The sequence below is a fragment of the Argonema antarcticum A004/B2 genome, from assembly GCF_023333585.1.
GTDB classification, from domain to species: Bacteria; Cyanobacteriota; Cyanobacteriia; order Cyanobacteriales; family Aerosakkonemataceae; genus Argonema; species Argonema antarcticum.
In genome coordinates, this window is record NZ_JAIQZN010000044.1 from 1 (window position 1) to 24,015 (window position 24,015).

Consider the following 24,015-nt stretch of genomic DNA (forward strand, 5'->3'; position numbering starts at 1 on the left):
ACCCCAACAACATACCCGCAAAGCAAGTAACTAGCAACTTGAGTTAGATAATCCTTTGCCATTCACTACACGCTGTATGCAGTGAGCCACCCTCGCGCTATAAGCTCCGAAATGGGAAGCCCTGTATCATTATCGCTGCCGATTCGTTTCACCCGAACTGGGGTATTACTCTGACGATCGAACCAATAGCCTACAGGTGATGCCAAAAGATAATTAATTAATTCTGGATGATGTGAAATAAGCAAAGCCTGTGTTTTTCGATCGCTACAAAGGTCATAAAGTTTAATCAGCCAAGGTTGGATTTCTGCTAAAGCCAAAAAATTTTCAGGTTCGTCAATACATAAAGTATAATCCTCAGACTGAGTACAGTATATTAGCGTGTATAAGGCGATCAGCATTCTTTGACCTTCCGATAGCTCCCCAAATCTATATTCTAGATAGTTTCTATTATCACTTTCTCCTGAAAAATACAATTTGAGGAGGCGGTTTTGTTCACCCGCCTCGGCAAACTTGAAATAGGCGAATCCGTCCAAAATTTCTCTTAAAGCATTGGTGAGTTCAAAAATTTTACCTTGATCCTGAGACAGGTAACGATACCAAGAAACAAAGTTTTCCATTTTGGCAGACAAGCGCGTTTCTTCGCGATCGCTGCTATCAGCCATCATAGTAGGAATAATTTGAACGATGATGAACCGTTCCATGCGCTGTTTGAACCAAGTAAGTTTTGTGTTGTCAGACCTGCCCATAATTAATGGCAGAATTGATTGGAACCAATCAGACGAGTAATTCGGCCCTTCTGAGTAGTTATCTCGGTATAATTGAACCTCTCCTAATTCAAATTTTATTAATGTTTGGCTATCGAACCATAGGCGTTCATGTTGTACGCGGGCACGAATTCCCTCTCTATCTTTATGATGATTGATAGCAAGTTCATATTTATACTTTCCCCCATTACCTTCAATCTCCAACTCGAAGATCTGGATTGGAGATGTCTGCCATCGCGTACAATCAACCGACTTGAAAATAGCATCAGCCTTGCTGTCACCACTCACAAAAGCTTGTATTTTTCGCAGAACATCGAAAACAGTAGATTTTCCCGCACCATTAGGGCCGAGAAATAAATTAATCGCGTCAACAGAAAGATCGAAATTTACAAGACATCGGAAATTATCGATATAGATTCGTTTAAGCATAAAGGTTTTCCTTGTTTGAGTAGTTGAGGTTTTTAAAACATTTCGCGATTTAGTAACGCCCTTAATTAGTAAATTTATTCTTCTTGATGAGTGATGATAGTGCAGTCTGATTTTGTCAAAGCTACAGAGTGGAAATGGTGCGTTACTGGTAGCGTAACACACCCGACAATTACTCAGGATTCAGAACTCGAATTTTGCCTCTGGCGCATATCTTGAAGAAAAGCTTTTTGATACTTCAAGAAAGAACTATGCGACTCACGAAAACGCAGTTCTCCATCCCGATCGAGGATTTGGCGATATTATTCAGAGGTAATGTATCGCTTCTGAGAATTCAAGTTTTTTTCCATAGTTAAAACAGCTTGACAAATTTCCTAGTTTAAGTGCTAACTTACCCCATCAAAATCACGGTGTCAATCACATGAATAACACCGTTATCGGCTTCGATATCTGGTGCTAGAACCGTGGCATTTTTTACCTCAAAACCATCAGCGCAATCAATCTTGATAGGTGAACCTTCAACGGAAATGACAGAATCAACTTTAGCTAGATCTGTTTTCATCAATTTACCAGAAACGACATGATAGGTTAAAATCCTTGCGAGCTGGGGGATATTCTGCAATAGCGTTTGTATAGTTCCCGGTGGCAGCTTGGCAAAGGCGTCGTCATTCGGAGCAAAGACGGTGAATGGGCCAGGACTTTTGAGCGTATCCACTAAACCAGCGGCTTGGACAGCTGCGACCAAAGTCTTGAAAGAACCAGCATCGACCGCAATATCAACAATGTCAGGCATATATCTTAGTTGATTTTTTGGGAAATTGAGTATCGGGGTAGTGTTTCCATATACTATACGCGATCGCTACCCCTATTTGTCATATAATAAGAAGTACGCAAACTACAGCTTATCCTGGCTTTGTTAACTTATATAACAAAGTTAAAGGGTTAAAAATATCCCGGCAAACTCTAAAATTGTTCGCGCTCGATATCATGCCTAGTTTCTATATGTTTACCAAAATACATAAATTGTGTTTTGCTTGCACTAGATAGACTGAAACATTTTAATACAAAAGAAACCAAAGGAGAACAAGTTAATGAAAAAGTTATTGTCAAGCAATAAAGTGAAAGAAGTTACGGCCCAAGAGGAGAAAGTACAGGACACAATGCTATTGCGTCCATCTGAGCGAGATAATGCGCGATCGCACCTATTGACTATGGGCGCAGAAGTCGCAGTAGCCTTGGTAAAAGGCGGGACTTTAGCCGATATTCTCCAAGTTTGTGCCCAGACTATAGCACACTACTTGGATACAAATAATGTGTGTATTTGGACTTTTGACGAAAGGACAAATCTGCTCACAATGGGGGCATTTGCAGGACAGGATATTTATAGGGCTAGCTTGCCTAAGTGTATATTTTGGCAGCAAGATGAAGTAGAAAGTATGAAAATTAAATTAATACCTTTTCCGTTCAGAAATGCGCCTTTTAGCTGCCGAATATATACTCTAATTGTAGAAGAAAATTTAGTCGGGGTGATGGAAGTATTCGGCTGTAAATCTTTCACAGAAACAGATGACCTTATATTTGGTTGGATTGCAAATAATATGGCCTTGGGAATCGAGCGTATTTTGACGCGGGAAGCACTGAAAAACCGTCGAGAATCTCTGCTGCTTCATCTAGCAAGCCAACTGCGGAATACTCTCGATTTAAATAGTATATTGGAAATTGCTGTTAATGAAGTACGTAACTTATTACAAATTGATAGATGCCATTTTTTATGGTGTTTTCCGCATCTCCCGAATCCAAGGTTTACTATTACTCATGAAGCGCAAGAGCATAACCTGCCGAGTTTATTAGGCGATTTTCCAGCAGATAGGAGTAATGCCTTGGTAAACAAAATATGTAATTTGGAAATCATTCGTATACAGGACGTAGCTAAGGAATCTCGCTTAGATATTGAAACGCAAGAGATGTTAACCAACTGGGGTATTACTGCTCAACTTGTGCTACCAGTTGAGACTCATTCCCGTCAGTTCGGAGCGATCGTCTGTAGCCATTGTAATGGTTCTCGTTTTTGGAGCGATAGTGAAGTTGAACTGCTGCAAGCTGTGTGCGACCAAGTGGCGAGTGCGATCGATCAAGCTGAATTTTATGCCCAAAATCGCGCTAGTACCTTAGCTGCACAAGCTCAAGCTCAACAGTTGAGTGCAGCTTTACATAAGTTACAGCACACGCAAGCTCAACTTGTGCAACAAGAAAAAATGTCTAGCTTAGGGCAAATGGTGGCAGGAATTGCTCATGAAATCAACAACCCAGTTAACTTTATCAATGGCAATCTAATCCACACTAGCGACTACATAGAAGAGTTGCTGGAGTTATTACATCTCTATGAGGAATCTTATCCCAATCCAGTGCCCGCCATTCGAGATAAGATGGAAACAACTGACTGGGAATTTATAGCCTCGGATTTGCCCAAAGTCTTGTCTTCGATGAAGATAGGGGCCGATCGCATTAGTCAAATTGTGTTATCGCTGCGGAATTTTTCTCGCCTCGATCAAGCCGAAATGAAGGCAGTGGACATTCATGAGGGAATTGATAACACCCTGATGATTTTAGCAAGTCGCTTAAAAGGTAGCGGTAAAAAACTCCCTGTTAAAGTGATTAAAAAATACGGTAACTTGCCTCGTGTGGAGTGTTATGCCGGACAGCTAAATCAGGTATTTATGAATATACTCGCCAATGCGATCGATGCTTTTTCAGAGCCAGAGGGCCAGAGTGGCAGAGGGGCAGAGGAAAAATCTCTAATCCAAAATCCACAAATTCGTATTTGCACTGAAATGGTGGACGGCGATAAGCTGGCGATCCGAATTAAAGATAATGGATCGGGAATGACGGAAGAGGTGAAAAAGCGGTTGTTCGATCCGTTCTTTACTACAAAACCAGTGGGTAAAGGAACGGGACTGGGGCTATCGATTAGCTATCAAATTGTAGTAGAGAAGCATGGGGGAACGATCGAGTGTGTGTCAGAACTGGGAAAAGGATCTGAATTTTTGCTTCAAATACCCATCAAGGCTATTCAAAATAAATTTTATAGCAACCGCCAAGGCGGTTAGGGCAACTCCAACTCTTACTTCTGGTTCATAATCCCTTACTTCGTCAAGCTTTTCCCTCTTCCCTAGCCCCTAGCCCCTAGCCCCTAGCCCCTAGCCCCTAGCTATAAATCTAAAATCTAAAATTTTAAATTTTTTGATGCCCAATTAAAAAGACATCCCACGTCTTTAGGGGTGGGATGTCTTTTGCAGAGCCTTTGAGAGCTTAGTAGCGCCGCCCGCCGCCGCCGCCGCCGCCGCCGCCCTTATTTCCCCAGCTTCCTCCACCAGAAGAACCTCTTTCCTCACGAGGTTTTGCCTTATTCACCTTCAGGTCGCGACCCATCCATTCAGCACCGTCAAGGGCTTCAATGGCAGCAGTTTCTTCCGCTTCTGTACCCATTTCGATAAAGGCAAATCCACGCAGACGACCTGTTTCGCGGTCTGTAGGCAACTGAACTCGCTTGACCGTACCGTACTCCGCAAAGGTTGTATTCAGGTCATCCTGGGTGACCTCGTAGGATAGATTGCCGACATAGATTGACATGAAATAGTCTCCGAGAATCATAGAGTGTAGAGAGTTAGATTCGGAGAAACGCTTGACAAACGAATTACACAGCCGAAAATAATCCTTAATAGACATACTAGCATAATATTATGGAAAATACCTTAAAAATAATCAATTCGCTCAAAAGCTTATGGCAGAACGCTCATAGCTGTATGCCGATCGACAAATAACGATATTGATTGACTCTCAAGGCACAACATTTTTGTTCATCGTCCATAATGAAAGTACCTATTCAGCCAACCAGTTCAGTAGGTTAAGCTGAATCTTCAAACCTTCAGCCCTTACAGTTTAGTACACTTTTCAAAGAAAATGAAGAGAATTATGGTACTCAAACATATTTATTCGTTCTGTACTCATACTTCACGGCCCAGGCGGCGATCGCAAAGTCAACCCTAATCAATCTTGACGATTCGAGGCAGGAGCCACCCATTTCAACGCATTCAATACTAAATTTATGTCTATTTCTGCAACTTCAATACACCGGGCTCAACCCAACTTCAGTACGGATATGGTGCGAACCTACCTACTCGAAATTGGTCGAATCCCCTTATTGACCAAGGAGCAAGAAGTCATATATGGCAAGCAAGTTCAGCAGATGATGGCTCTATATGACGGTAAAAAAGCGCTCGCACAGAGCTTAGGTTGCGAGCCAAGTGTTGAAGAGTGGGCACTGCAAGCCGATCTGGAGCAGGCCGAGATGAACTCTGTTTTGGCGAAGGGGCAACAAGCAAAGCAAAAGATGATTGAGGCCAACTTACGTCTGGTGGTTTCCATCGCAAAGAAATATCAGAAGCGCGGCGTTGAATTTTTGGACTTGATTCAGGAAGGAACCCTTGGTCTGGAGCGCGGTGTAGAGAAATTTGACCCCAAACAAGGCTACAAGTTGTCCACCTATGTTTACTGGTGGATTCGCCAAGGGATGACCAGAGCGATTTCCCAGCAAGGTCGCACCATTCGTCTCCCCAGTCACATTTATGAAAGCATCGCTAAAATCAAGAAGATTCAAAGGCAACTTTTTCATCAATTGGGTCGTAATGGGACCCCAGCAGAGATTGCACAAGTCTTGGAGTTAGAAACCTCCGAAGTTAGGAAATTATTGCTGCTAGCCCGACGACCTTTTTCTTTAGATTTACGAGTGGGAGAAAATCAGGACACAGAATTTATTGATATGCTGCAAGATGAGAGTCCTTCGCCAGAGGAGTATATGATGGGCGAAGCGTTGCGTCATGATGTTCAGAAATTGTTAGCAGAATTGTCTTCTCGACAGCGGGAAGTTATGATCCTACGCTTCGGGTTGGAAAACAACCAAGCGCAAAGTTTGCAAGAAATTGGCGAACTGCTTGGTCTGAGTCGCGAACGGGTTCGTCAGATTGAGATACAAGCCTTAGCTAATCTGCGTCGCCATAGGAATAAGGTGCGCGAGTACCTTGTAATTTGATCTTTACCGCTGAATAATGATTCTAAAGTTTCAACAGCAGATGTTGCTGCTGATAACGGTGTCATCCACATCATTGACACAGTATTGATTCCTGCGTAAGCAAACACTTAGATAGCTAATACTAAGTAGGTGGACTTAAATAAACTGAACACCCAGAAACCGGGTTTCTCCAAGAAACCCGGTTTCTAAGGGCCTGCCCTTTTATGTTTAATTATGCCCACCTTGGTATAGCAACCGCCCTGGCGGTTAAGACATTCTTAATTCCACCAAACCCTTGATTCTCAACCCTTCTTCCCTAGCCCCTAGCCCCTAGCTATATCACCCAGTTTTTCACTAGCGCGTGCAGAATTTGCTGTCTGTTGAGCAGCTTTTAAAAGGTATTTATATTGATAGATGGAAAGATTTTCAAATTTAAATATATTTGATTCAGTAGGCTAATTTTTTTATAAATACTAAATAAGCCAACAATGCCTCGTCTTTAACTTCTCTTGGCTACGAGAAGCTAGAGATGCCGGACGCAGTTTGTTTAACTACCTTTGAATAAGGAGAAAGTGTATGCCAAGACTTATTGGAAAACGTTCTAATGCTAACCCAGTTATAGCTCTAGTGTTTATGTTCGCGATCGGTACAGGTGTGTCGCTGGAGTATTTTGGCTATATGAATTTGGTTCCAGGCTTTGGTCGAGACGTTCAATATACCAGTCAGCAAGGTCATTTCTGGAAAAAGTAGGATTGGCGGATTTATTCAAAAAAATTGATTTAAGAGGCAGACATGAGAAAAGGTACTGACTTGATCGATAAAGCTATTATTGCTTACGATACAGGGAGAAGAATTGCACGGGTTCAAGACTTGGTTTTTGACCAGGGTGATAATCAGTTGCTTGGCTTTCTAGTGAAGGAAAGTGGGCTGTTTCGTAGTGCAAAAGTGATTCCACTGGGAGCAGTGAAAGCGATCGGGCCTAACGCGATCGTTGTGGCTGACGGTAATGCGATCGTTTCCGCAACCGAAGTTCCTCAAATGGAAAAGGTTCTCGATCGCAACTTGGTTCTGCGCGGGACTCGCGTTTTGACTACAGATGGTCGCTACCTGGGTTCGGTTGTCGATCTGTATTTTGATGACCAGACCGGCAGAATTGAGGGCTATGAAGCATCGGGTGGGCTGTTTGCAGATGCTTATTCTGGACGCTCCTTTATCCCTGCTCCTTATGATGTCAAAATTGGGGAAGAAATTACCTTTGTGCCGCCTGAAATCGCTGATTTAATGGCAGAACAAGTGGGTGGAGTTCTAGGTGCGGTACAAACTGCTGGTAGCAGAATACAAGAGTCCAGCGAAGCGGCTAACCAAAGGATACAAGAAGCGGCTGTGGCAACAAATGCCAAAATTCAGCAAGGTGTAGAATCTGCAAATATTATGCTGCAAGAAGCTGGTGTGGCAACGAATGCGAAAATCCAGCAAGGTGTAGAATCTGCAAATATTATGCTGCAAGAAGCGGCAAACGGTACTGGCGATCGCATTGCACAAGGTAGTCGCAGTGCAGTTACGGCTGTTACGAACGGATTGATTAGTCCAGAAGAACAGTTGGGATATGTAGTCGGGAAACAACTCGATCGCGATGTAGCCGCCAAAGACGGCACTATGTTCGCGCTCAAAGACCAACTGGTTACATTGTCACTAGCTGACGAGGCGCAGCGACTCGGCATCTTGGATCGGCTCTATCGTGCGACGGGCGGAAGTCTGACGGCTGGAATCGATCGACGTTTCCAAGACACGACGACTCAAGCCGAAACTCATCTGCAAGGAACAACTCGTAGTGCTAACATTGCACTATCAGACACACTGGCTCGAATGGGAGTCGATCAAGCCAAAGGTCGCCGCGCTCAGCGATTGCTTCGCGATGCAAATGGCATGATTATCGCCGCTCCCGGTCAGATTGTCACGGATATCGTGATTGAAAGAGCGAAAATGCGCGGGCGTGAAGCTGCCCTACTTGATGCGGTTGGCTTGCAGCCTTCTGAAGCGGCTCGATACAGTACTAAAGATGCCTTTTCTCGAACTGGGACGAAATTTCAGGAAGAGGCTGCGATCGCCCAAGAAAACGCCAGTGTATTGTGGCAAAACCTGAAAGAGAAGTTTAGCGAAGTTCAGGGTCGGGGTACTAAAGCTTTTCATCAGAAGCGAATCGAGCAAGCGTTGGGGCGTCCTGTCACTCGCGTCATTTTAGATCCCCAGGACAACATCATCCTCAACGTGGGCGAGTTGATCACTCATCGAGCAATTCAGCAGGCAGAACGAGGCGGAGTGCTGAATATTCTACTTAACTCAGTCTACATGAAACAGCCAAACATCTCTGAGACAGAGCTTCGGGCCTCAGAGCAGGGTATGGCTTCGCTTGAGCGCGAACATAGAATTGAGTTACAGCAGAGAGTTCTTTTGGAAAACTCCCATCTGTAGTGGTTTTGGGAGATTCGTGTGACTTGCGCGATAATATGGCGAAAAAAGCCAATTTATACTTCACTACTGCACTTTGAGTCCAAGGAATTGTGGAAACGTTCTTGTGAGAATAAAAATCATTCTGAGGGAGTGGGGTCAAAGGCCAGCGTCGCTGGCCTTTGACCCCACTGAACTTGATTCTCACGATCGCAGGGAACCTTCTATGGCTTCAGGGAAGTAGTAGAGCCATCGCCCACAGAATCTCGCTTGGGTTTCCGTTGCAAGGGCAGAACAGGAAGACTTTTTGTTGGGAACTGCTGCTTGCTTCTTCTGTTGGCATTTCCTTCTCTGCTACTGCCGCCACAATGGGTGGCTGTGCAACAGATTCTACTGGTGCAGCTTCTTTGGTCTTTTTAGGAGTCCGCTTCTTCTTAGGGATTGCTTCAGAGGATATTTCTGTTGGTTGAGGTGAAGCAAAAGTCTGCGGGGTTGTTTTTGACGAGCGCCTTTTCCTCTTTGAGTAGATCAGATTGAACGAGCAGTCTCCCTAGCCGCTTCTCGCAGCCGCTCCACATCGCGCATAGGTGGGGCACCAAAGAGCCGCTTGTACTCTCGGTTGAAGTGCGAGGCATCTTCGTACCCCACTCGATAAGCAGCACTGGTAGCATCAAGGCTTTCCCCCAGCATCAGACGGCGAGCCTCTTGGAGCCGCAATTGCTTCTGGAACTGCAAGGGACTCATTGCAGTGACAGATTTGAAGTGATGGTGAAACCCGGAGACACTCATTCCTAACTCTTGGGCGATGTTTTCAATCTTGATCGGTTCGTTAAAGTCTTTACGAAGTCGCTCGACGGCTCTAGCGATGTGGTAAGTGTAGCCACCCAAAACTGCAATATGACGGAGCCGATTACCTTGCTCTCCCATCAAGAGTCGGTAAATGATTTCCCGCTTAATCAGTGGTGCGAGAACATGAGCTTCCGCAGGGGAATCTAAAAGCCTGACAAGCCGCACCACAGCGTCCAACAGATTTGCATTCAACGGACTGACGTCGATCGCTTTCACATCACCACGGCTATGCGATGAGGGATACCCTGCCTCGACCATCACTGAGCCAACGAGGGTGGGGTCAAGATCGAGGCGAAGATTAAGGCACGGTTGCGCCTTTGATGCTTCCAGAATTTGGCTGGTGATCGGCAGTTCAACCGTAGCCAGCAGATAATGCATCGGGTCGTACTGATAGCGATCGCTACCCAGAAGAACTTCTTTGCTGCCCTGAGCGATCGCACAAAAGGCAGGGATAGAGACACTATGAAGGCATTCCGAAGGTGAGGAGGCGCGGTTGAAGTGCAAACCTTTGAGCGGCTCAATCGTCCCATCCTGACGAATAGCCTGGGCAATCCGCTCTTTCAGTTCGTCTCTGTTGGCTTGCGCTCTGTCTACCTCGCGCTTTGCCTGCGGGTCATTCATTAAATTAATATCGGACTTTTCACTCGTTTTGGCAGCGTTCATTTCTAAGTTTGCAGGATTGTACAACGATCTTAGACGATCGTTTTATTGCTTGCCCTTGAGAATCCTTAGAATGAGGCTAAAGCAACGAAAAATGATTTCGACTTCTTGTGGGCTTTCTGGACTTTTATACAAGAGAAAAACTCGGTTTTGATTGGGCAAAAGACTTGCCTGTTACCACCCGAAATGGCATCAAGTGAAGGAATTAAGAATATGGACATTAAAAGAAGTGGCTCCCAGCCTTCCGCCAAAGGACTGTCCGAGTATTTTACCGGCACTGTCCGCGTTGACCCCCTGTTCGAGGCACACGATCCAGCACGCACGTCTGGTGCCAGTGTCACATTTGAACCTGGCGCTCGGACAGCATGGCACACCCACCCGTTAGGACAAACCCTAATCGTGACGGCGGGCTGCGGACTTGTACAGCGATGGGGCGGCGCGATCGAGGAAATTCGACCGGGGGACGCGATCTGGATCTCGCCCGGTGAGAAGCATTGGCACGGTGCCACAGCAACCACAGCGATGACGCACATTGCCATTCAGGAATGGCTCGACGGCAAGCCCGTGGACTGGATGGAACAGGTCAGCGACGAACAGTATGGAGGAATATCTTAGTGCTTTTGAGATGGTTTCCCATCAAAGGGAAAAACTGCCAGCAGAGAACGCTGATTTTGGTTCTCGCCCTAGCGATCTCCCTGAGTTACTCAGCCTGCCGTGCCGACAACAGTATGAGTAGCAGTGCCTCGTTGAAGATACCGACTGAAATATCAACCAAGCAGGCAGACAGTATGAAAATAAACATCAAGGCCAAAGATAAAGTAGTTACAGCCACTTTGATTGACAGCAAAACCACTCAGGATTTTATTTCCCTGCTGCCATTGACGCTGACGTTAGAAGATTACGCCAGAACCGAAAAAGTCAGCGATCTGCCAAAAAGATTATCTACAGAAGATGCACCCCCAGGCAGCGATCCTGCTGTTGGAGATATTGCTTATTACGCTCCTTGGGGGAATTTGGTGATATATTATCGAGATTTTGGATACTCAAACGGACTCGCGATCCTCGGAAAAATAGACGGTGGCATCGAGGCCTTGAATGTGCCTGGCTCTGTAGAAGTGACAATCGAGCTTGTTCAATCGCAGTAAAGAAGATGATTTGCCTGTCGCCCTCTTGAGGCGATGGGTCATGGAACTGGGAACATTTTGCCTTCCAATGCAAGTGATATCCAGGTCAGTCCATCTTCCCTAGAGATTGTTTAGTAAAACCTGAAAGTTGGAGACGGAAATGAAATTGCTTGCGACAACTATCGTGTCATTTTTCCTGCTTACTTTGGCGTTCGATCGTGCGGCTCAGACACAAGTCTCATCAGACAATAGCACACGGACAGTGGAGATTACTCGGAAAGGTTCGCAGCCTTCTACTAGAGGATCAACCGAATATTTCACAGGTTCCGTCCGCATCGATTCCCTGTTTTCAGCACGCGACCCGTCACGCACGGCTGGTGCTAGTGTAACCTTCGAGCCTGGTGCTAGGACAGCATGGCACACCCATCCATTAGGACAGACCCTGATTGTGACTGCTGGGTCTGGTTATGTCCAGCAATGGGGCGGACAAATTCAGGAAATCAGACCAGGTGATGTTGTCCGAATTGCGCCCGGACTGAAACACTGGCACGGAGCTACAGCCACCACAGCCATGACGCACATTGCCATTCACGAAGAACTCAATGGCAAACCTGTGGACTGGCTGGAGCAGGTCAGCGACGAGCAATATCCCAACTGATCTCCGCATCTAGTGGTTTTAAGACCTTAAGTAGTTGTGCAAAATTAATTACACAGGATTTCGCCTGAAACCCTTACAAGCGTAAAGAGTCTTTATGTAATTAATTTTGTTCGGTTACTTATTAGGTAAAGAATTAAAGGAAAAAAATCATGACGACGAACGAAAATGGAAAGTACACAGGAAAAGTTGCGTTTGTGACCGGAGCCGCCAACGGCATCGGTCGAGCTACGGCGATCGCGTTTGCCCGTGAAGGCGCTCATGTGGTAGTCGCTGACATTTCAGAACAGGGCAATCAAGAAACGGTACGCACGATCGAGGAACTCGGCGGACAGGCGATCGCTGTCCGGTGTGACGTAACGCGAACCGAGGATGTGAAAGCAGCACTGGACAAGACCATTGAGGCCTTTGGGCGGCTGGACTACGCCTTCAACAACGCGGGCATCGAACCGAGGAAGCCCGCTCCGACTGCGGAGTACGAGGAGGAGGAGTGGAACCGGATCGTAGACACCAACCTCCGGGGTGTTTTCCTGTGCATGAAGTACGAGATCCCGCTGATCCTCAAGCAGGGAGGCGGCGCGATCGTCAACACCTCATCGGGCGCGGGAATTATCGGCATCAAGAATAGCCCCGCGTACACCGCCGCCAAGCACGGCGTGATCGGTCTCACCAAGTCGGCGGCCCTCGACTATGCCGCGCAGAACATCAGCATCAACGCCGTCTGCCCTGGCTACATCGACACCCCGATGATGGATCGCTTCACTGGCGGCACGGATGAAGGGCGCGCAAAGGTGATTGCAGAGGAGCCGATCGGACGGATGGGCAAGCCCGAAGAGATCGCCTCGGCCGTTCTCTGGCTGTGCTCGGACGCGGCTGCCTTCGTTGTTGGGCACGCCCTGGTCATCGATGGCGGTCAAACGGTGTGAAGCTAACTCGCTAGATCAACCCACAGATACGGAGAAGTCCATGAAACACCTCGTTCTACTACCAACCCTCTTGGTTGGTGCAATCTACGCAACGGTGGCATTTGCGATCGACAAAACACCCGTTTCGCGTAAGAGTCCCCAAGCAGCCGTGCAGCAGTCCGCTGCGATCGAGGGGGCGGACAACTTCTACAAGAGCGATAAGGTGACTATGCAGAAGGTTACGTTCAAAAACCAATACAACATACAGGTTGCCGGGAATCTCTTCATTCCCAAAACCTTGGATCGGAACGCCAAGAATCCGGCAATCATTGTGGGGCACCCAATGGGCGCAGTCAAAGAACAAAGCGCAAATCTGTATGCCCAAAAGCTGGCTGACCAGGGATTCGTCACCTTGTCCCTCGATTTGTCCTTCTGGGGCGAGAGTGAGGGGCAGCCCCGCAACACTGTTTCGCCGGATATTTATGCCGAGGATTTTAGTGCTGCGGTGGATTTTTTGGGCACCCGGCCATTTGTTGACAGGGAACGAATTGGCGTTCTTGGGATTTGCGGCAGCGGGAGCTTCGTCATCAGCGCCGCCAAGATTGACCCGCGCATGAAGGCCATTGCGACGGTAAGCATGTATGACATGGGTGCGGCTAACCGTAACGGGCTTAGGCATTCTACGACCCTCGAACAGAGAAAGAAAGCGATCGCAGAGGCGGCTGAACAACGCTATGCCCAGTTCACGGGCGGCGAGACCAAATACACCGGCGGGACGGTGCATGAACTGAACGAGAACTCCACCACCATTGAGCGTGAGTTTTACGACTTCTACCGCACTCCCAGAGGCGAACACACCCCCAAAGGTTCGTCGCCAAAGCTGACAACGCACCCGACGCTTACCAGCAACGTCAAATTCATGAACTTTTACCCGTTCGATGATATTGAGACGATTTCGCCTCGTCCCATGCTGTTCATCACGGGGGCAGATGCACACTCCAGGGAGTTCAGCGAAGATGCCTACAAGCGCGCAGCCGAGCCAAAGGATCTCTACATCGTTGCGAACGCGGGACATGTCGATTTGTATGACCGGGTGAACCTTATCCCCTGGGACAAGCTTCAGTCCTTTTTTAATCAGCATCTCAATCGGTAAGCGAGTAACTGGTAGGAGAAAACATGCTACCCAACTCGAATGGAAACTTCACAGGCAAGATAGCCTTTGTCACCGGAGCGGCATTGACCGCCCGACGACGCTGGTGTTTGCACGCGAGGGCACGAGCGTGGTGAGCGGCCATTCAGAACATAACATCCAGGAAACGGCACGCTATGGTCATCGACGGAGGCCAAACGGTGTAGTGATGTTCGGGGCGATCGCCTTCGCCATGAGCCAGCCAGAGGACGTGGACGTGAACGAGATTCTGTTCCGACCCACGCGCCAAGTGCTCTAAGATCCCCCTGGCTTAGTACAGTTCCAGAAGTAAACAAATTAGGAGCATCAATATTATGTACAACACGAAAGCTTATTCCGCAGCCAGTGCCACATCACCCCTGTCCTCCGACACGATCGCACGGCGCGATCCAACCGAACATGACGTACAGATCGAAATCCTCTTCTGCGGCATCTGCCACTCCGACCTCCATTCAGTGCGTAACGAGTGGAGCGACTTCATGTCTACTACCTATCCCATTGTCCCCGGCCATGAAATCGTCGGGCGCGCCAACTTGGAAACAGTAATCTGGAAGTCTCGGCGCGCGGGCTTGGCTGTATGGGAATGAGCTTTTCCTATGGCCCACCCAAAGACATACAGGAGATGACCGCTCTGCTTCGATCTGCCGTCGATCGCGGCATTACATTCTTTGACACCGCCGAGGTCTATGGCCCCTTCTTGAACGAAGAACTGGTGGGCGAAGCCCTCGCTCCCTTTCGCGAACAAGTGGTCATTGCCACCAAATTCGGGTTCGACATTAGCCCTTCCGTAGCTCGTTAACTGGAGTTTAGACGATCGCACCCCAGGTGCGATCGTCTAAACTCCGAAATTTAGCGAATAATTTCCAGTTTTTGAAGATTATAGAATTGCTTCCTTCTGAAGATTAGGCATACTACTGCTTCCCATCCTCATTCTTTTGTGGTTCTTGCAACTTCTATACTTTTCAGTGAGGTTACCTCGACTGATTACAAAAAGCCCACGATGGCTTTGACCCATAGTTAGCTGTCACCCCGTCAGGGGGTCAATCCTTTCTTCCCTCTTCCCCTCTTCCCTAGCCCCTAGCTTATAGCCCCTCCTTTGCGTAGCAGATAGGGGGCGATTTCGCCGATCGGCAGAATATACTGAGCTGCACCAAGAGCGATCGCTTCTTTGGGCATCCCAAACACCACACTACTCGCCTCATCCTGTGCAATAGTCATACCACCAGCTTGTGCTAGAGCTAGCATACCGTCCGCACCATCGCGCCCCATACCCGTCAGCAGAATACCCACAGCTGCCTTTCCATAGAACTTCGCCACCGAATTAAATGTTACCGTTACCGAAGGGCGATGACCGGACAGGGGTGGAGATGACGAATAAACAAACCTACCTTGAGAATTCAACTCTAAATGTTGCCTCTCCGCCGGGAAATAAACTGTACCCGCTTGGGGAAAATCGCCCATCTTGGCAATTTTGACTGACAACTTGCAGTCCGATCCCAACCAATTTACTAATCCCTGCAAAAATCCCTCGCTGATGTGCTGGACGCAAATAACGGGCAGTGCGAAATTCCTCGGCAGTTGGGCAAGAATCGTCTGCAAAGCTTGTGGGCCACCAGTAGAAGCACCGATCGCGACTATTTTGTATTTTGTATTTGCTGATGGTGGATGAATTATCGGTAATTGGTAATTGGTAATTGATAATTCTTCCCTGCTTTTCTGCTCCAGAGTTCCACCAGGAACCTGCAACCCTGTAACTTTGTTCCGCCGACGGTGGGTAAAAACGGCGACACCAGACAAAACTTTTATTTTACCGATGAGATCCTGCTTGAGCAACTCATAATCTTGAGGAGACTGGATGCTGGGCTTAGGAAAAACATCGATCGCTCCTGCTTCGAGCAACTGAAATACATTGTAGGTATCTTCTGGCCGAACTGAGGCACTGATTACCAAAATCGGTCGCGGATATTTGCTCATTACCTCTCTAGTAAATTCTAGGCCATTCATTCGCGCCATCTGGAGGTCAGTACAAATCACATCTGGCTGAACTTTGGGAATCAGTTCCAATCCCTCTAAACCGTTTTGAGCGGTTCCCACCACTTCCATTTCCGGTGAGGAAGCAAAAATACGTTTCAATATTAGCGTTACTACTGGTGAGTCCTCAACTATTAAAACTTTGATATTTTTTTTGTTCATAACTGTAGGTAGTAGGTTCTTGCGGAAAAAGTATGCTAAAATCTAAGATAATTAGTTCCTACTTTAATATTCTAGTAGCATCAGTTACCTAAAAATTCGCGTTTTCATATCGGCGTTAATCTGCGTTAATACCTCTTAATCTGCGGTCAAAATTTAACCAACGATGACAACAGACAATTTCAGAATATCGCTCATGTACTGACGATGCAACCGAAGAGGATATATAGCCAGAGTAAGATATGTTAGGACAGTATAGAGCTATTCCCTGCAAGGAAGCCACTGTGTTTGTACTGAGCATTTTGCTATACCAATGACTAATGACTAATGACCACTGACTGAAAACTAAACAAGCCTTCTCAAAGTATCTAGCAGAATCTCTTTATTAAAAGTGCCCTTAGTAATGTAAGCATTTGCACCAGCTTCGGCTCCTCTTCTTTTATCTTCGTCGCTAGCCAGAGATGTCACCAAAATAATTGGCAATTCGGTATATTCTTTATGCTGGCGAATTTTCGCAGCTAGCCCCAGTCCATCCAAATTAGGCATTTGAATATCAGACACCACCGCATCAAAGGAGCGCGTCTTCAATTTGTTGAAGCCGTCTAATCCGTCTACGGCTGTCACCACTTCATAGCCTGCCCCCTCCAAGATGCGCTTTTCTTGGGTGCGAATGGAGATGGAATCTTCCACCAACAGAATTACCTGCTTGCGACTTTGCGCTTGAGCAATTTGTTTAGCTTTTGGAGATATGATTTGCTTACGCACAGATTTAATCAAATCTTGGGGATTTAAAATTATGCAAACTTCACCAGTACCCAAAATAGTTGCACCAGAAACATTACGCACTCGCTTTAGCAGCTGACTTTGGGGTTTGAGCATGACATCTTGTTCATCCACCAAGGCATCCACGAGCAATCCCAATCGCTGATCTGCGACTTTGAGGATGAGGCAGGGAATTTGTTCTTTGTCATTTGTGTTGCCAATGACTGCTGACTGCTGACTGCTGACTACTGACAATTCTAGTAAATCGGCTAGGCGTTCTACCGAGACAGGTTGATTGTCTAAGATAATTGTGTCTCGACCTTCGATGGTAAAAATGTCATCTTCTGAGATGAAGCGAGCTGTTTGCACAAATTCTACGGGGATGGCATAGCTAATTCCCATGACTGAGACAATTAATACTTGGGCTGTTGCTAGGGTTGTGGGTAATTGGACTCTGATGGTGCATCCTATGCCGGGTTTAGATTCCACCTGAATTGTGCCTTTGAGTAGCTCGACGTTGGTGCGGACTACATCCAAACCGACGCCTCTGCCAGATATTTCGGTGACAAATGTGCGGGTTGAGAATCCTGGCTCAAAGATGAGGGACTGAATTTGAGATGGGTTCATGGTGGCAAGTTCTTCTGGGCGACAGACCCCGCGTTTTAGTGCTGTGTGCTTGATTTTCTCGGTATCCAATCCTCGTCCGTCGTCTGCAACTTCTATGACAACGTTGGTGGCTGTTTGTTTGGCTTTTAGTTGAATTTTGCCTTGGGGAGGTTTGCCAAGACGCTGGCGTTCTTTTGGGGTTTCGATGCCGTGATCTAGAGCATTCCGAATCATGTGCATCAAGGGGTCTTTCATTTCTTCTAAGATGCGTTTGTCTGCTTTGGTTTCTGCACCTTCTAGAGCTAAATCGACTTCTTTGCCTTCCTGCTTGGCGAGGTCGCGAACCATGCGGGGAAATAAGTTAAAAATGGTGGAAAGCGGCAGCAGGCGCATGGTGCGAATTCCATCGGACAATTCATCCGCAACAACTTCCAGTCTGGCGTTGTCTTCGTACATCGCATTTCTCAAGCGGGTGACGATCGATCCGAGCTGCTCTAAACGTTCCTGAACGCGATGATGGAAATGCTGCAACTGCTTGCGTGCAATCCCCTCAGTACTCCCACTCGCCTGGGTTACTCCGTTTCTCAGATAAAATAAGGAAGAATTTCGATTGTTACTCGCACCTATACCAAGGGAAACGCCTTTTCGCAAATCGACTTCTTCGAGAACAAAGCGATTACCACTGGCTTCCCGGCTCCACTCTTCGTACAAGTTTACAAGTTGCTCGATCTCGGCTAGCCGATGAGTAATCCGTATTTTGGTGACTGTTAGTTCGCCTGCTTGGGTCATCAAGGTGTCTAGATGGCGCGTTTCGACACGCACGCTTTCGATCGCGAAGCGGGACGCGCTAGAGCCTTTGCGGTAGCTTTGTTGAGGCTCTTGAATCTTGACTTTTGACAAGGGTAGAGGTAGAGACGTTGTATGCAAGGTCTCTAGATTGTCTTCCGCCTTGCCATTTTTCTGCTCGGCAAAGTTGTTTGGCTCTTGTGATGAGGCTAGTGCTGGTTGTAACGGCGGTGCTTCATCAAGGTACGCAGGATAATGGGCAGGAGTGAGGTCATCAGTAGTTGCTTGTTCCTCTTTGTCCCCCCTGTCCTCTTTGTCGCTTTTTTCTTTTGACTTTTGACTTTCGACCTCCTCCTCGTCGCTTTTTTCTTTTGACTTTTGACTTTTGACTTTTGACTTTTGACTTTCGACCTCCTCCTTGTCGCTTTCGACTTTTGACTTTTGACTTTCGACCTCGTTTTTGGGTGGTGCTGGAGTTTCAGCTCCCATCATGTGAGCCAAGACATAAAAAGTATTGACTTGTGGAGCAATGCCTGTGACTGCTTCGTGTACCAGTTGGCGGATGGCATCTAAACCGCGATATATGCGATCGCTGACGATCTCATTGAGGGTTGTCTCGCCTCGTTTCACGCTTCCCAATATATGCTCTATCTGATGGGCCAAAGTTGCCACATCTTTGACCCCCAACATCCCCGCATCGCCTTTGAGGCTATGAGCTTCCCGCAGTAACTCTTCTAATTTTTCTTGGTCATCTGGATGTTTTTCTAGGTACAGAAAACCATCATCAAGTTTCTGCAAATGGTCTTCACTCGCCGTTTTAAAAATATCCCGTAGTTCTTCATCTTCGATCTGCATTTTTGGTTTGTCCTTTGTTCTTAATCATTAGTCATTGTAAAATTTAAAATTTTAAATCTAATATTTTAAATATTATCGATGCCCTATTTGACTTTTGACTTTTGACTTTTGACTTTTGACTTTTGACTTTTGACTTTTGACTTTTGACTTTTGACTTTTGACTACACCTCTTTTTTGAGACTCTGAGCGGCATCGTTAAGTTTTTGAGTGCCGATTCTGGTTTGACTGATGCCGCTAGCTGTTTGGGCCGCTGCATGGTTAAGTAAATTCATCGCATCAACGACTTGCTGAATAGCAATAGCTTGCTGTTTAGCACTCAAGGAAATTTGTTGGCTGCTCAATACAACATTGTTAATTGCTTGGGTCACGCCTGTGAAGGCTTCTGCTGTTTTTTGGGCAATTTTGACGCTTTCTTCAACTGTTTTGGTGCCCTCATCTGTAACCGTGACGGTGGAATTGATGGCTTTTTGGATATCGGCGACGAGATTGTTAATTTTTTCGGCGGATTTCTTGCTTTGGTCTGCGAGTTTGCGAATTTCGCTGGCGACGACGCCAAAACCTTTGCCGTGTTCGCCAGCTCGCACTGCTTCTACGGCGGCATTTAGGGCTAGCATATTGGTTTGGTTGGCGAGGTCGCTTACCAAGCTGGAGATGTGGCGGATTTGATTGGTTTGGTCGCTTAAGCGGTAAATTTCCTGGGCGATCGCACCTACTTTCTGCCTCAGCACCGACATCCCCTCCAGAGAGTCTTCGACTGCTTCGGTTCCAGAAGCCGTGAGGACTAATACCTGCTGGGCGGCGGCGGCGACGGCTTGGGCTTGTCCGGCGGCTTGCTGGGAGGAGGCACCCAGCTCATCCATTGTGGTGGTGGTTTGATTGACAGAAGCGGCTTGCTGGGAGGCGTTGCGTTCCTGTTCTTCTACTGTCGCGGCTATTTCGTTTGAGGAAGAAGCGATCGCACTAGCCGCCTGGTCGATCGTATTAGTAATACCTGAAGAGATCCAATAAGCAGCGAGTAAGGAAAACGCTAAACATAACAAGGCCCCCACTGCCACTGCAGCGATCAGACTGTTGAGCAAAGTTTTCGCTTCAGCGGTTGCCGCATTAAGAATCCCCTTTTCGGCTGTATTGAATTCCGCACTTAGGTTTCTAAACTTATCGACAAATTTTTGCCCTTGTCCTGTTCGGAATATTGATAGCGCCTGGGCTGTCTTGCCTTGCTTCACTAAGTTGATTAGGTTTTCCGAATAGCGATTGTATTCTATTGTCAACCGAATTATTTCTTTGAGTCGCTGTTTCTGTTGTTCATTTCTAATCGTACTTCCCCCACGTTTAATACTATCATTAAAGTAATTTAATTCCTCTTGATATTTTCTTAAAAATTGATTGTTTTTTGTCAACAAATAACCTCGAAAATTGATAATCATCCTACTTTGAGAAAGGGTCATTGCATTGAATATTTCAACATTTTCTTGAGAAAGTTCTACTTGCCTAAATACGCTTGCCAGTTTATTAGCGTTGGAGTATACTATTCCAGCTAGACCTATGAATAAAAGAATAGGGACTGAATATCCCAGTAACATTCGATTCCGCAATTTCCAATTTGCAAACATAAGCATTTGTTAGTTTTATGTGGTAGTAAAAGGGGCAGTTTAGGGAGTTGAATACTATGCGGGAATCCTCCGTAGAAGTAGAGTTAGCTCACCCTTACACAACAGACTTGAGGTTCATAGCAGCTTCATTGAGTTTTTGGGTACTAACTTTGGTTTGGCTGATGCCACTGGCAGTCTGGGACGCCCCTTGCTTAAGGCTATTCATCGCCTCAACCACTTGTTGAACGGCAACAGCTTGCTGCTTGGCATTGAGGGAAATTTGTTGACTGCTAAGAACTACGTCGTCGATCGCACTGACAATCTTCTCCAAAGTTGCTTGGCCCTCCTGGGTTGCCATAACGGTGGAATTGCTCGCTGTTTGGATATCGAAGACGATAGAATTGATTCGCTCTGCCGATTCTTTGCTTCGATCGGCCAGTTTGCGAATCTCGCTAGCCACAACAGCAAAACCTTTGCCATATTCTCCAGCGCGAACCGCCTCGACTGCGGCGTTGAGCGCCAGCATATTCGTCTGGTTGGCTAGTTCGCTGACTATATTTGATATTTTGCCGATTTGATGCGTCTGTTCGCTTAAGCGAGAAATTTCAGTAGCGATCGTCAGGATCTTCTGTTTGAGGGTCTTTTCTTCCATGACGATCGAATGCTGGTCGTACCTTCCATTCACAAGAGTTAGTATCAGGTGTGCCCCCGCTGCTGCGGCTTCCGCCTGCTGTGACGACCCTTGGGAGGAGGCATTTAACTCATCCATAGTGGTGGTGGTTTGATTGACGGCACTTGCCTGCTGTGCCGCCGTGCGTTCTTGCTGGTCAACTGTCGCGGCGATTTCGGTTGCGGAAGAGGCGATCGCAGCGATCGCCTCATATATTCTGTTAGCAATACCTGACGAGATGAAAAAGGCAGCAATCAAGGCAAAAGCAATGCCTAACACTACACTAAACACAACAAATTGGCTCAGAAAGTTGATATTTTCTTCTGCTTTTACAGTCGCGCTACTAAGAATTTCATGTTCTTTATCGTTAAATTTTTGATTTAAATCATCGAAATCATTAACCAGAGCCTCTCCTTCTTTGCTGCCAAACAATTTTATTGCTTGTGGTTTGTTTTTTTGTTTTAAAAAATACGATATCTTCTTCACAAATACGTCATGTCGCTGCTTTAACTCTACCATCTCCTTTAATCGCTGCTTTTGCTCCGCATTTTGAATTATGGTAGCTGTGTTTTGTGAAATTTCCATAAATTTTTTTGAATCTTCCTCGTAGTCTTTTAAAAAAGCTTCATCCTGAATAATTAAATAACCACGGATATCCCCTATCATCTTGCCAAAATAAAATCCCATCTGGTCTGTTTTTTCGATCACATCCGTTGAAATATTTGTTTTTTTAAATGCCTCGGCAACCTTATTTGCACTCGTAAAAATAGGTACGGCTAGGCCAACCAATAATAGCATAGGTACTGAATATCCAAGTAACATCTGGTTTCTAAGCTTCAATTTTTTAAACACATCTTCATCTCCTTTATCATTGTTATATTGATGATTGAGAATGCAATCTATGAGATTGCCATACCACTAGATCTCTTCATTTACAATCATATCTCCCTTGTTAAACATTTTTTGCAAATCCAAAAGGCTCATCATTTTTCCTCCGTAGGGAGCGGTGCCTTGCAGGTATTCATCATTGATAGAATGAACAGCCGCCGGAACAGGCGAAATCTGCGCTGGGTGCAAGTACATGACATCAAACACTTCATCAACTTTGATTCCTGCAACCAAATCATCGACACAAACAACCATCACTTTAGCAGTAGTTTCTGCACCCAAAATTGGCATATTCAACAGCCTGCGTACATCAACTAAAGTTACAATTTCACCCCGCAAATTCATGTTACCGATGATATGCGGCGGACAGCAGGGAACAGGAGTAACTTTGCGGATATCGGTAAATTCACGGATAAGCTTTAAATCAAGCCCAAAGTATTCTCCACTCAAACCAATAACAGCCAGCGGTATTAATCCTGTTAAGTCTTCCTTTTCACTTGAACGCATCAAGTTTTGCGATCGCTCTCGGAAAATAGCTCGCTCTTCCGGTGTAGCCTGCGGACAGAATATGCGCTCTTTTGTGTATTTAACTGTCTCTAATGCTAAATTATATTTATTTTTATCTCCGTCTAAAGGTTCAACCGACTTTGAGTAGGAAAGCAAATTTTCAATGTTTAGCAGCATCACTATATCTGCTGCAACTTTGGCCATATCGCAGACAAAAGAGCGGGACCGATCGGGAACCTCTCGATCGTAGAAAAGTTCCTTTGTCATGTCCTCTGGGGAAAGATTATAAACCTCATTGACTTGATTGACAATCATGCCAACCCGCAGTTTTTGCCACTCCACGACAATTACACTATCGGTCAGACAATACTCCAGCTGGTTATACCCAAAACGGAGATTGAGATCCATGACTGGTAGGATATCTCCCCGCAGATTAACAACACCAATAATTTCAGGGGGTGCTTCTGGTAGAAAAGTCAACTCCGGAAAAGAAAAAATCTCCACCACAGACTCGGCTTCCACACCGTATAGGGAACCATTAACGCTAAAGATAAGATAAGCTTTATGAGCAATTGTTAACATAATTAAATTGTTAAGCGAAAATAAATTAAAAAAAGTCTTCTGGATTTAGTTCTGATACTTATGAACACCTACAGATGTAGAGTCAATTCATGAATTGACTCTACATCTGTAGCAAACATTTAGGTAATCCATATTAGAGGTGATCGCGCTCTAAATCGTAAATTACCTTTTCCCAGTACCAGTCCTCCGAACGACCTGGATTGTTCTCCCTCGCCTGGTGAAGCAGGCGTTCAGCTAGATCCCAATCCCCTTTAACCAGAACAAAAAGCCTCTGCCGCAGTTCTTCTCTAGGTCGGATCGAAGGATTTTGCTGTTCGCTATACCATTCGTTGAACTTAGCTTCACCCTCTTTAATCATTTCATCTACTACAATTGGGGCTTGCTCTCCAAGTTCTTGGAGCGTTTTACCAATATTTTCGCAGGTAAGGCTGATTCCGCCAATCACAAGGTAAAAAGCTTTTTTAGTAAACGTTTCTAGATCGTCCATGA

At 46.1% G+C, this 24,015-nt stretch carries 24 protein-coding genes; 13 read left to right on the top strand and 11 right to left on the bottom strand.

The genetic code is table 11. The annotated features are described in order from the left end of the window. Window positions 1-65 precede the first annotated feature (65 nt). Together LAY57_RS18870 and cupS are read right to left on the bottom strand one after the other, a co-directional pair. Window positions 66-1,193 carry an AAA family ATPase gene (locus LAY57_RS18870; RefSeq protein ID WP_249068361.1) on the bottom strand — a complete coding sequence of 376 codons (1,128 nt, stop codon included), beginning with the start codon at window positions 1,191-1,193 and terminating at the stop codon, window positions 66-68. Window positions 1,194-1,581: 388 nt separating this feature from the next. Further along, on the bottom strand, window positions 1,582-1,983 hold the full coding sequence (gene cupS, locus LAY57_RS18875) for a CO2 hydration-associated protein CupS (RefSeq protein WP_249068362.1): 402 nt from the start codon (window positions 1,981-1,983) through the stop codon (window positions 1,582-1,584). Between the two features lie 298 nt (window positions 1,984-2,281). Between cupS and LAY57_RS18880 the strand changes: the two genes are divergently transcribed. After that, complete coding sequence (locus LAY57_RS18880) at window positions 2,282-4,297, top strand: ATP-binding protein (RefSeq protein WP_249068363.1); 2,016 nt, start codon at window positions 2,282-2,284, stop codon at window positions 4,295-4,297. Window positions 4,298-4,499: 202 nt separating this feature from the next. Here LAY57_RS18880 and rbp read toward each other — a convergent pair whose 3' ends face one another. After that, entirely contained in the window at window positions 4,500-4,820 is a 321-nt protein-coding gene (rbp, locus tag LAY57_RS18885) for an RNA-binding regulator (protein ID WP_249068364.1), read from the bottom strand. A 475-nt stretch (window positions 4,821-5,295) separates the two neighbouring features. On the opposite strand from rbp, the gene LAY57_RS18890 reads away from it, so the two are divergent. The 5 genes from LAY57_RS18890 to LAY57_RS18910 all read left to right on the top strand — a co-directional run bounded on the left by LAY57_RS18890 (window position 5,296) and on the right by LAY57_RS18910 (window position 9,176). Beyond that, on the top strand, window positions 5,296-6,279 hold the full coding sequence (locus tag LAY57_RS18890) for an RNA polymerase sigma factor, RpoD/SigA family (RefSeq protein WP_249068365.1): 984 nt from the start codon (window positions 5,296-5,298) through the stop codon (window positions 6,277-6,279). Between the two features lie 9 nt (window positions 6,280-6,288). After that, a complete protein-coding gene (locus LAY57_RS18895; RefSeq protein WP_249068406.1) occupies window positions 6,289-6,378 on the top strand; it encodes a fasciclin domain-containing protein in 90 nt (29 codons plus the stop codon). A 456-nt stretch (window positions 6,379-6,834) separates the two neighbouring features. Continuing rightward, entirely contained in the window at window positions 6,835-7,008 is a 174-nt protein-coding gene (locus tag LAY57_RS18900; protein WP_249068366.1) for a hypothetical protein, read from the top strand. Window positions 7,009-7,050: 42 nt separating this feature from the next. After that, window positions 7,051-8,730, top strand: a complete 1,680-nt coding sequence (locus tag LAY57_RS18905) for a PRC-barrel domain-containing protein (RefSeq protein ID WP_249068367.1) — start codon at window positions 7,051-7,053, stop codon at window positions 8,728-8,730. Between the two features lie 158 nt (window positions 8,731-8,888). Beyond that, on the top strand, window positions 8,889-9,176 hold the full coding sequence (locus tag LAY57_RS18910; RefSeq protein WP_249068368.1) for a hypothetical protein: 288 nt from the start codon (window positions 8,889-8,891) through the stop codon (window positions 9,174-9,176). A 58-nt stretch (window positions 9,177-9,234) separates the two neighbouring features. Here the strand turns inward: LAY57_RS18910 and LAY57_RS18915 are convergent, their stop codons facing one another. Continuing rightward, complete coding sequence (locus LAY57_RS18915; RefSeq protein ID WP_249068369.1) at window positions 9,235-10,218, bottom strand: AraC family transcriptional regulator; 984 nt, start codon at window positions 10,216-10,218, stop codon at window positions 9,235-9,237. A 105-nt stretch (window positions 10,219-10,323) separates the two neighbouring features. Between LAY57_RS18915 and LAY57_RS18920 the strand changes: the two genes are divergently transcribed. From LAY57_RS18920 to LAY57_RS18940, 5 genes are all read left to right on the top strand, one after another. Next, window positions 10,324-10,830: a (R)-mandelonitrile lyase gene (locus LAY57_RS18920; protein ID WP_249068370.1), complete on the top strand. Its 507-nt coding sequence runs from the start codon at window positions 10,324-10,326 to the stop codon at window positions 10,828-10,830. Beyond that, entirely contained in the window at window positions 10,761-11,360 is a 600-nt protein-coding gene (locus tag LAY57_RS18925) for a cyclophilin-like fold protein (protein WP_249068371.1), read from the top strand. Before LAY57_RS18920 ends, LAY57_RS18925 begins: the two co-directional genes overlap by 70 nt. A gap of 139 nt (window positions 11,361-11,499) precedes the next feature. Next, on the top strand, window positions 11,500-11,997 hold the full coding sequence (locus LAY57_RS18930; protein ID WP_249068372.1) for a (R)-mandelonitrile lyase: 498 nt from the start codon (window positions 11,500-11,502) through the stop codon (window positions 11,995-11,997). 149 nt (window positions 11,998-12,146) lie between these two features. Beyond that, window positions 12,147-12,920 (top strand): SDR family oxidoreductase, encoded by a 774-nt coding sequence (locus tag LAY57_RS18935; protein ID WP_249068373.1) that lies wholly within the window; start codon window positions 12,147-12,149, stop codon window positions 12,918-12,920. Window positions 12,921-12,960: 40 nt separating this feature from the next. Continuing rightward, window positions 12,961-14,052, top strand: a complete 1,092-nt coding sequence (locus tag LAY57_RS18940) for an alpha/beta hydrolase (RefSeq protein ID WP_249068374.1) — start codon at window positions 12,961-12,963, stop codon at window positions 14,050-14,052. Between the two features lie 142 nt (window positions 14,053-14,194). On the opposite strand, the gene LAY57_RS18945 is transcribed toward LAY57_RS18940, so the two are convergent. After that, complete coding sequence (locus tag LAY57_RS18945; protein WP_249068375.1) at window positions 14,195-14,338, bottom strand: hypothetical protein; 144 nt, start codon at window positions 14,336-14,338, stop codon at window positions 14,195-14,197. Window positions 14,339-14,402: 64 nt separating this feature from the next. Here LAY57_RS18945 and LAY57_RS18950 point away from each other — a divergent pair, with 64 nt between their 5' ends. Then, window positions 14,403-14,675 carry an alcohol dehydrogenase catalytic domain-containing protein gene (locus LAY57_RS18950; protein WP_275994177.1) on the top strand — a complete coding sequence of 91 codons (273 nt, stop codon included), beginning with the start codon at window positions 14,403-14,405 and terminating at the stop codon, window positions 14,673-14,675. Beyond that, entirely contained in the window at window positions 14,672-14,887 is a 216-nt protein-coding gene (locus LAY57_RS18955; protein WP_249068376.1) for an aldo/keto reductase, read from the top strand. Before LAY57_RS18950 ends, LAY57_RS18955 begins: the two co-directional genes overlap by 4 nt. Window positions 14,888-15,165: 278 nt before the next feature. On the opposite strand, the gene cheB is transcribed toward LAY57_RS18955, so the two are convergent. From cheB to LAY57_RS18985, 6 genes are all read right to left on the bottom strand, one after another. Beyond that, window positions 15,166-16,281 (bottom strand): chemotaxis-specific protein-glutamate methyltransferase CheB, encoded by a 1,116-nt coding sequence (gene cheB, locus LAY57_RS18960; protein WP_249068377.1) that lies wholly within the window; start codon window positions 16,279-16,281, stop codon window positions 15,166-15,168. A gap of 342 nt (window positions 16,282-16,623) precedes the next feature. Continuing rightward, entirely contained in the window at window positions 16,624-19,287 is a 2,664-nt protein-coding gene (locus LAY57_RS18965) for a hybrid sensor histidine kinase/response regulator (RefSeq protein ID WP_249068378.1), read from the bottom strand. 161 nt (window positions 19,288-19,448) lie between these two features. Beyond that, window positions 19,449-20,900: a methyl-accepting chemotaxis protein gene (locus LAY57_RS18970; RefSeq protein WP_249068379.1), complete on the bottom strand. Its 1,452-nt coding sequence runs from the start codon at window positions 20,898-20,900 to the stop codon at window positions 19,449-19,451. Between the two features lie 94 nt (window positions 20,901-20,994). After that, the gene (locus LAY57_RS18975) at window positions 20,995-22,347 is read right to left on the bottom strand and encodes a methyl-accepting chemotaxis protein (RefSeq protein WP_249068380.1); all 1,353 of its coding nucleotides are present in this window, start codon (window positions 22,345-22,347) and stop codon (window positions 20,995-20,997) included. 120 nt (window positions 22,348-22,467) lie between these two features. Further along, window positions 22,468-23,526, bottom strand: a complete 1,059-nt coding sequence (locus LAY57_RS18980) for a chemotaxis protein CheW (RefSeq protein WP_275994180.1) — start codon at window positions 23,524-23,526, stop codon at window positions 22,468-22,470. 133 nt (window positions 23,527-23,659) lie between these two features. After that, a complete protein-coding gene (locus LAY57_RS18985; RefSeq protein ID WP_249068381.1) occupies window positions 23,660-24,013 on the bottom strand; it encodes a hypothetical protein in 354 nt (117 codons plus the stop codon). Window positions 24,014-24,015 lie beyond the last annotated feature (2 nt).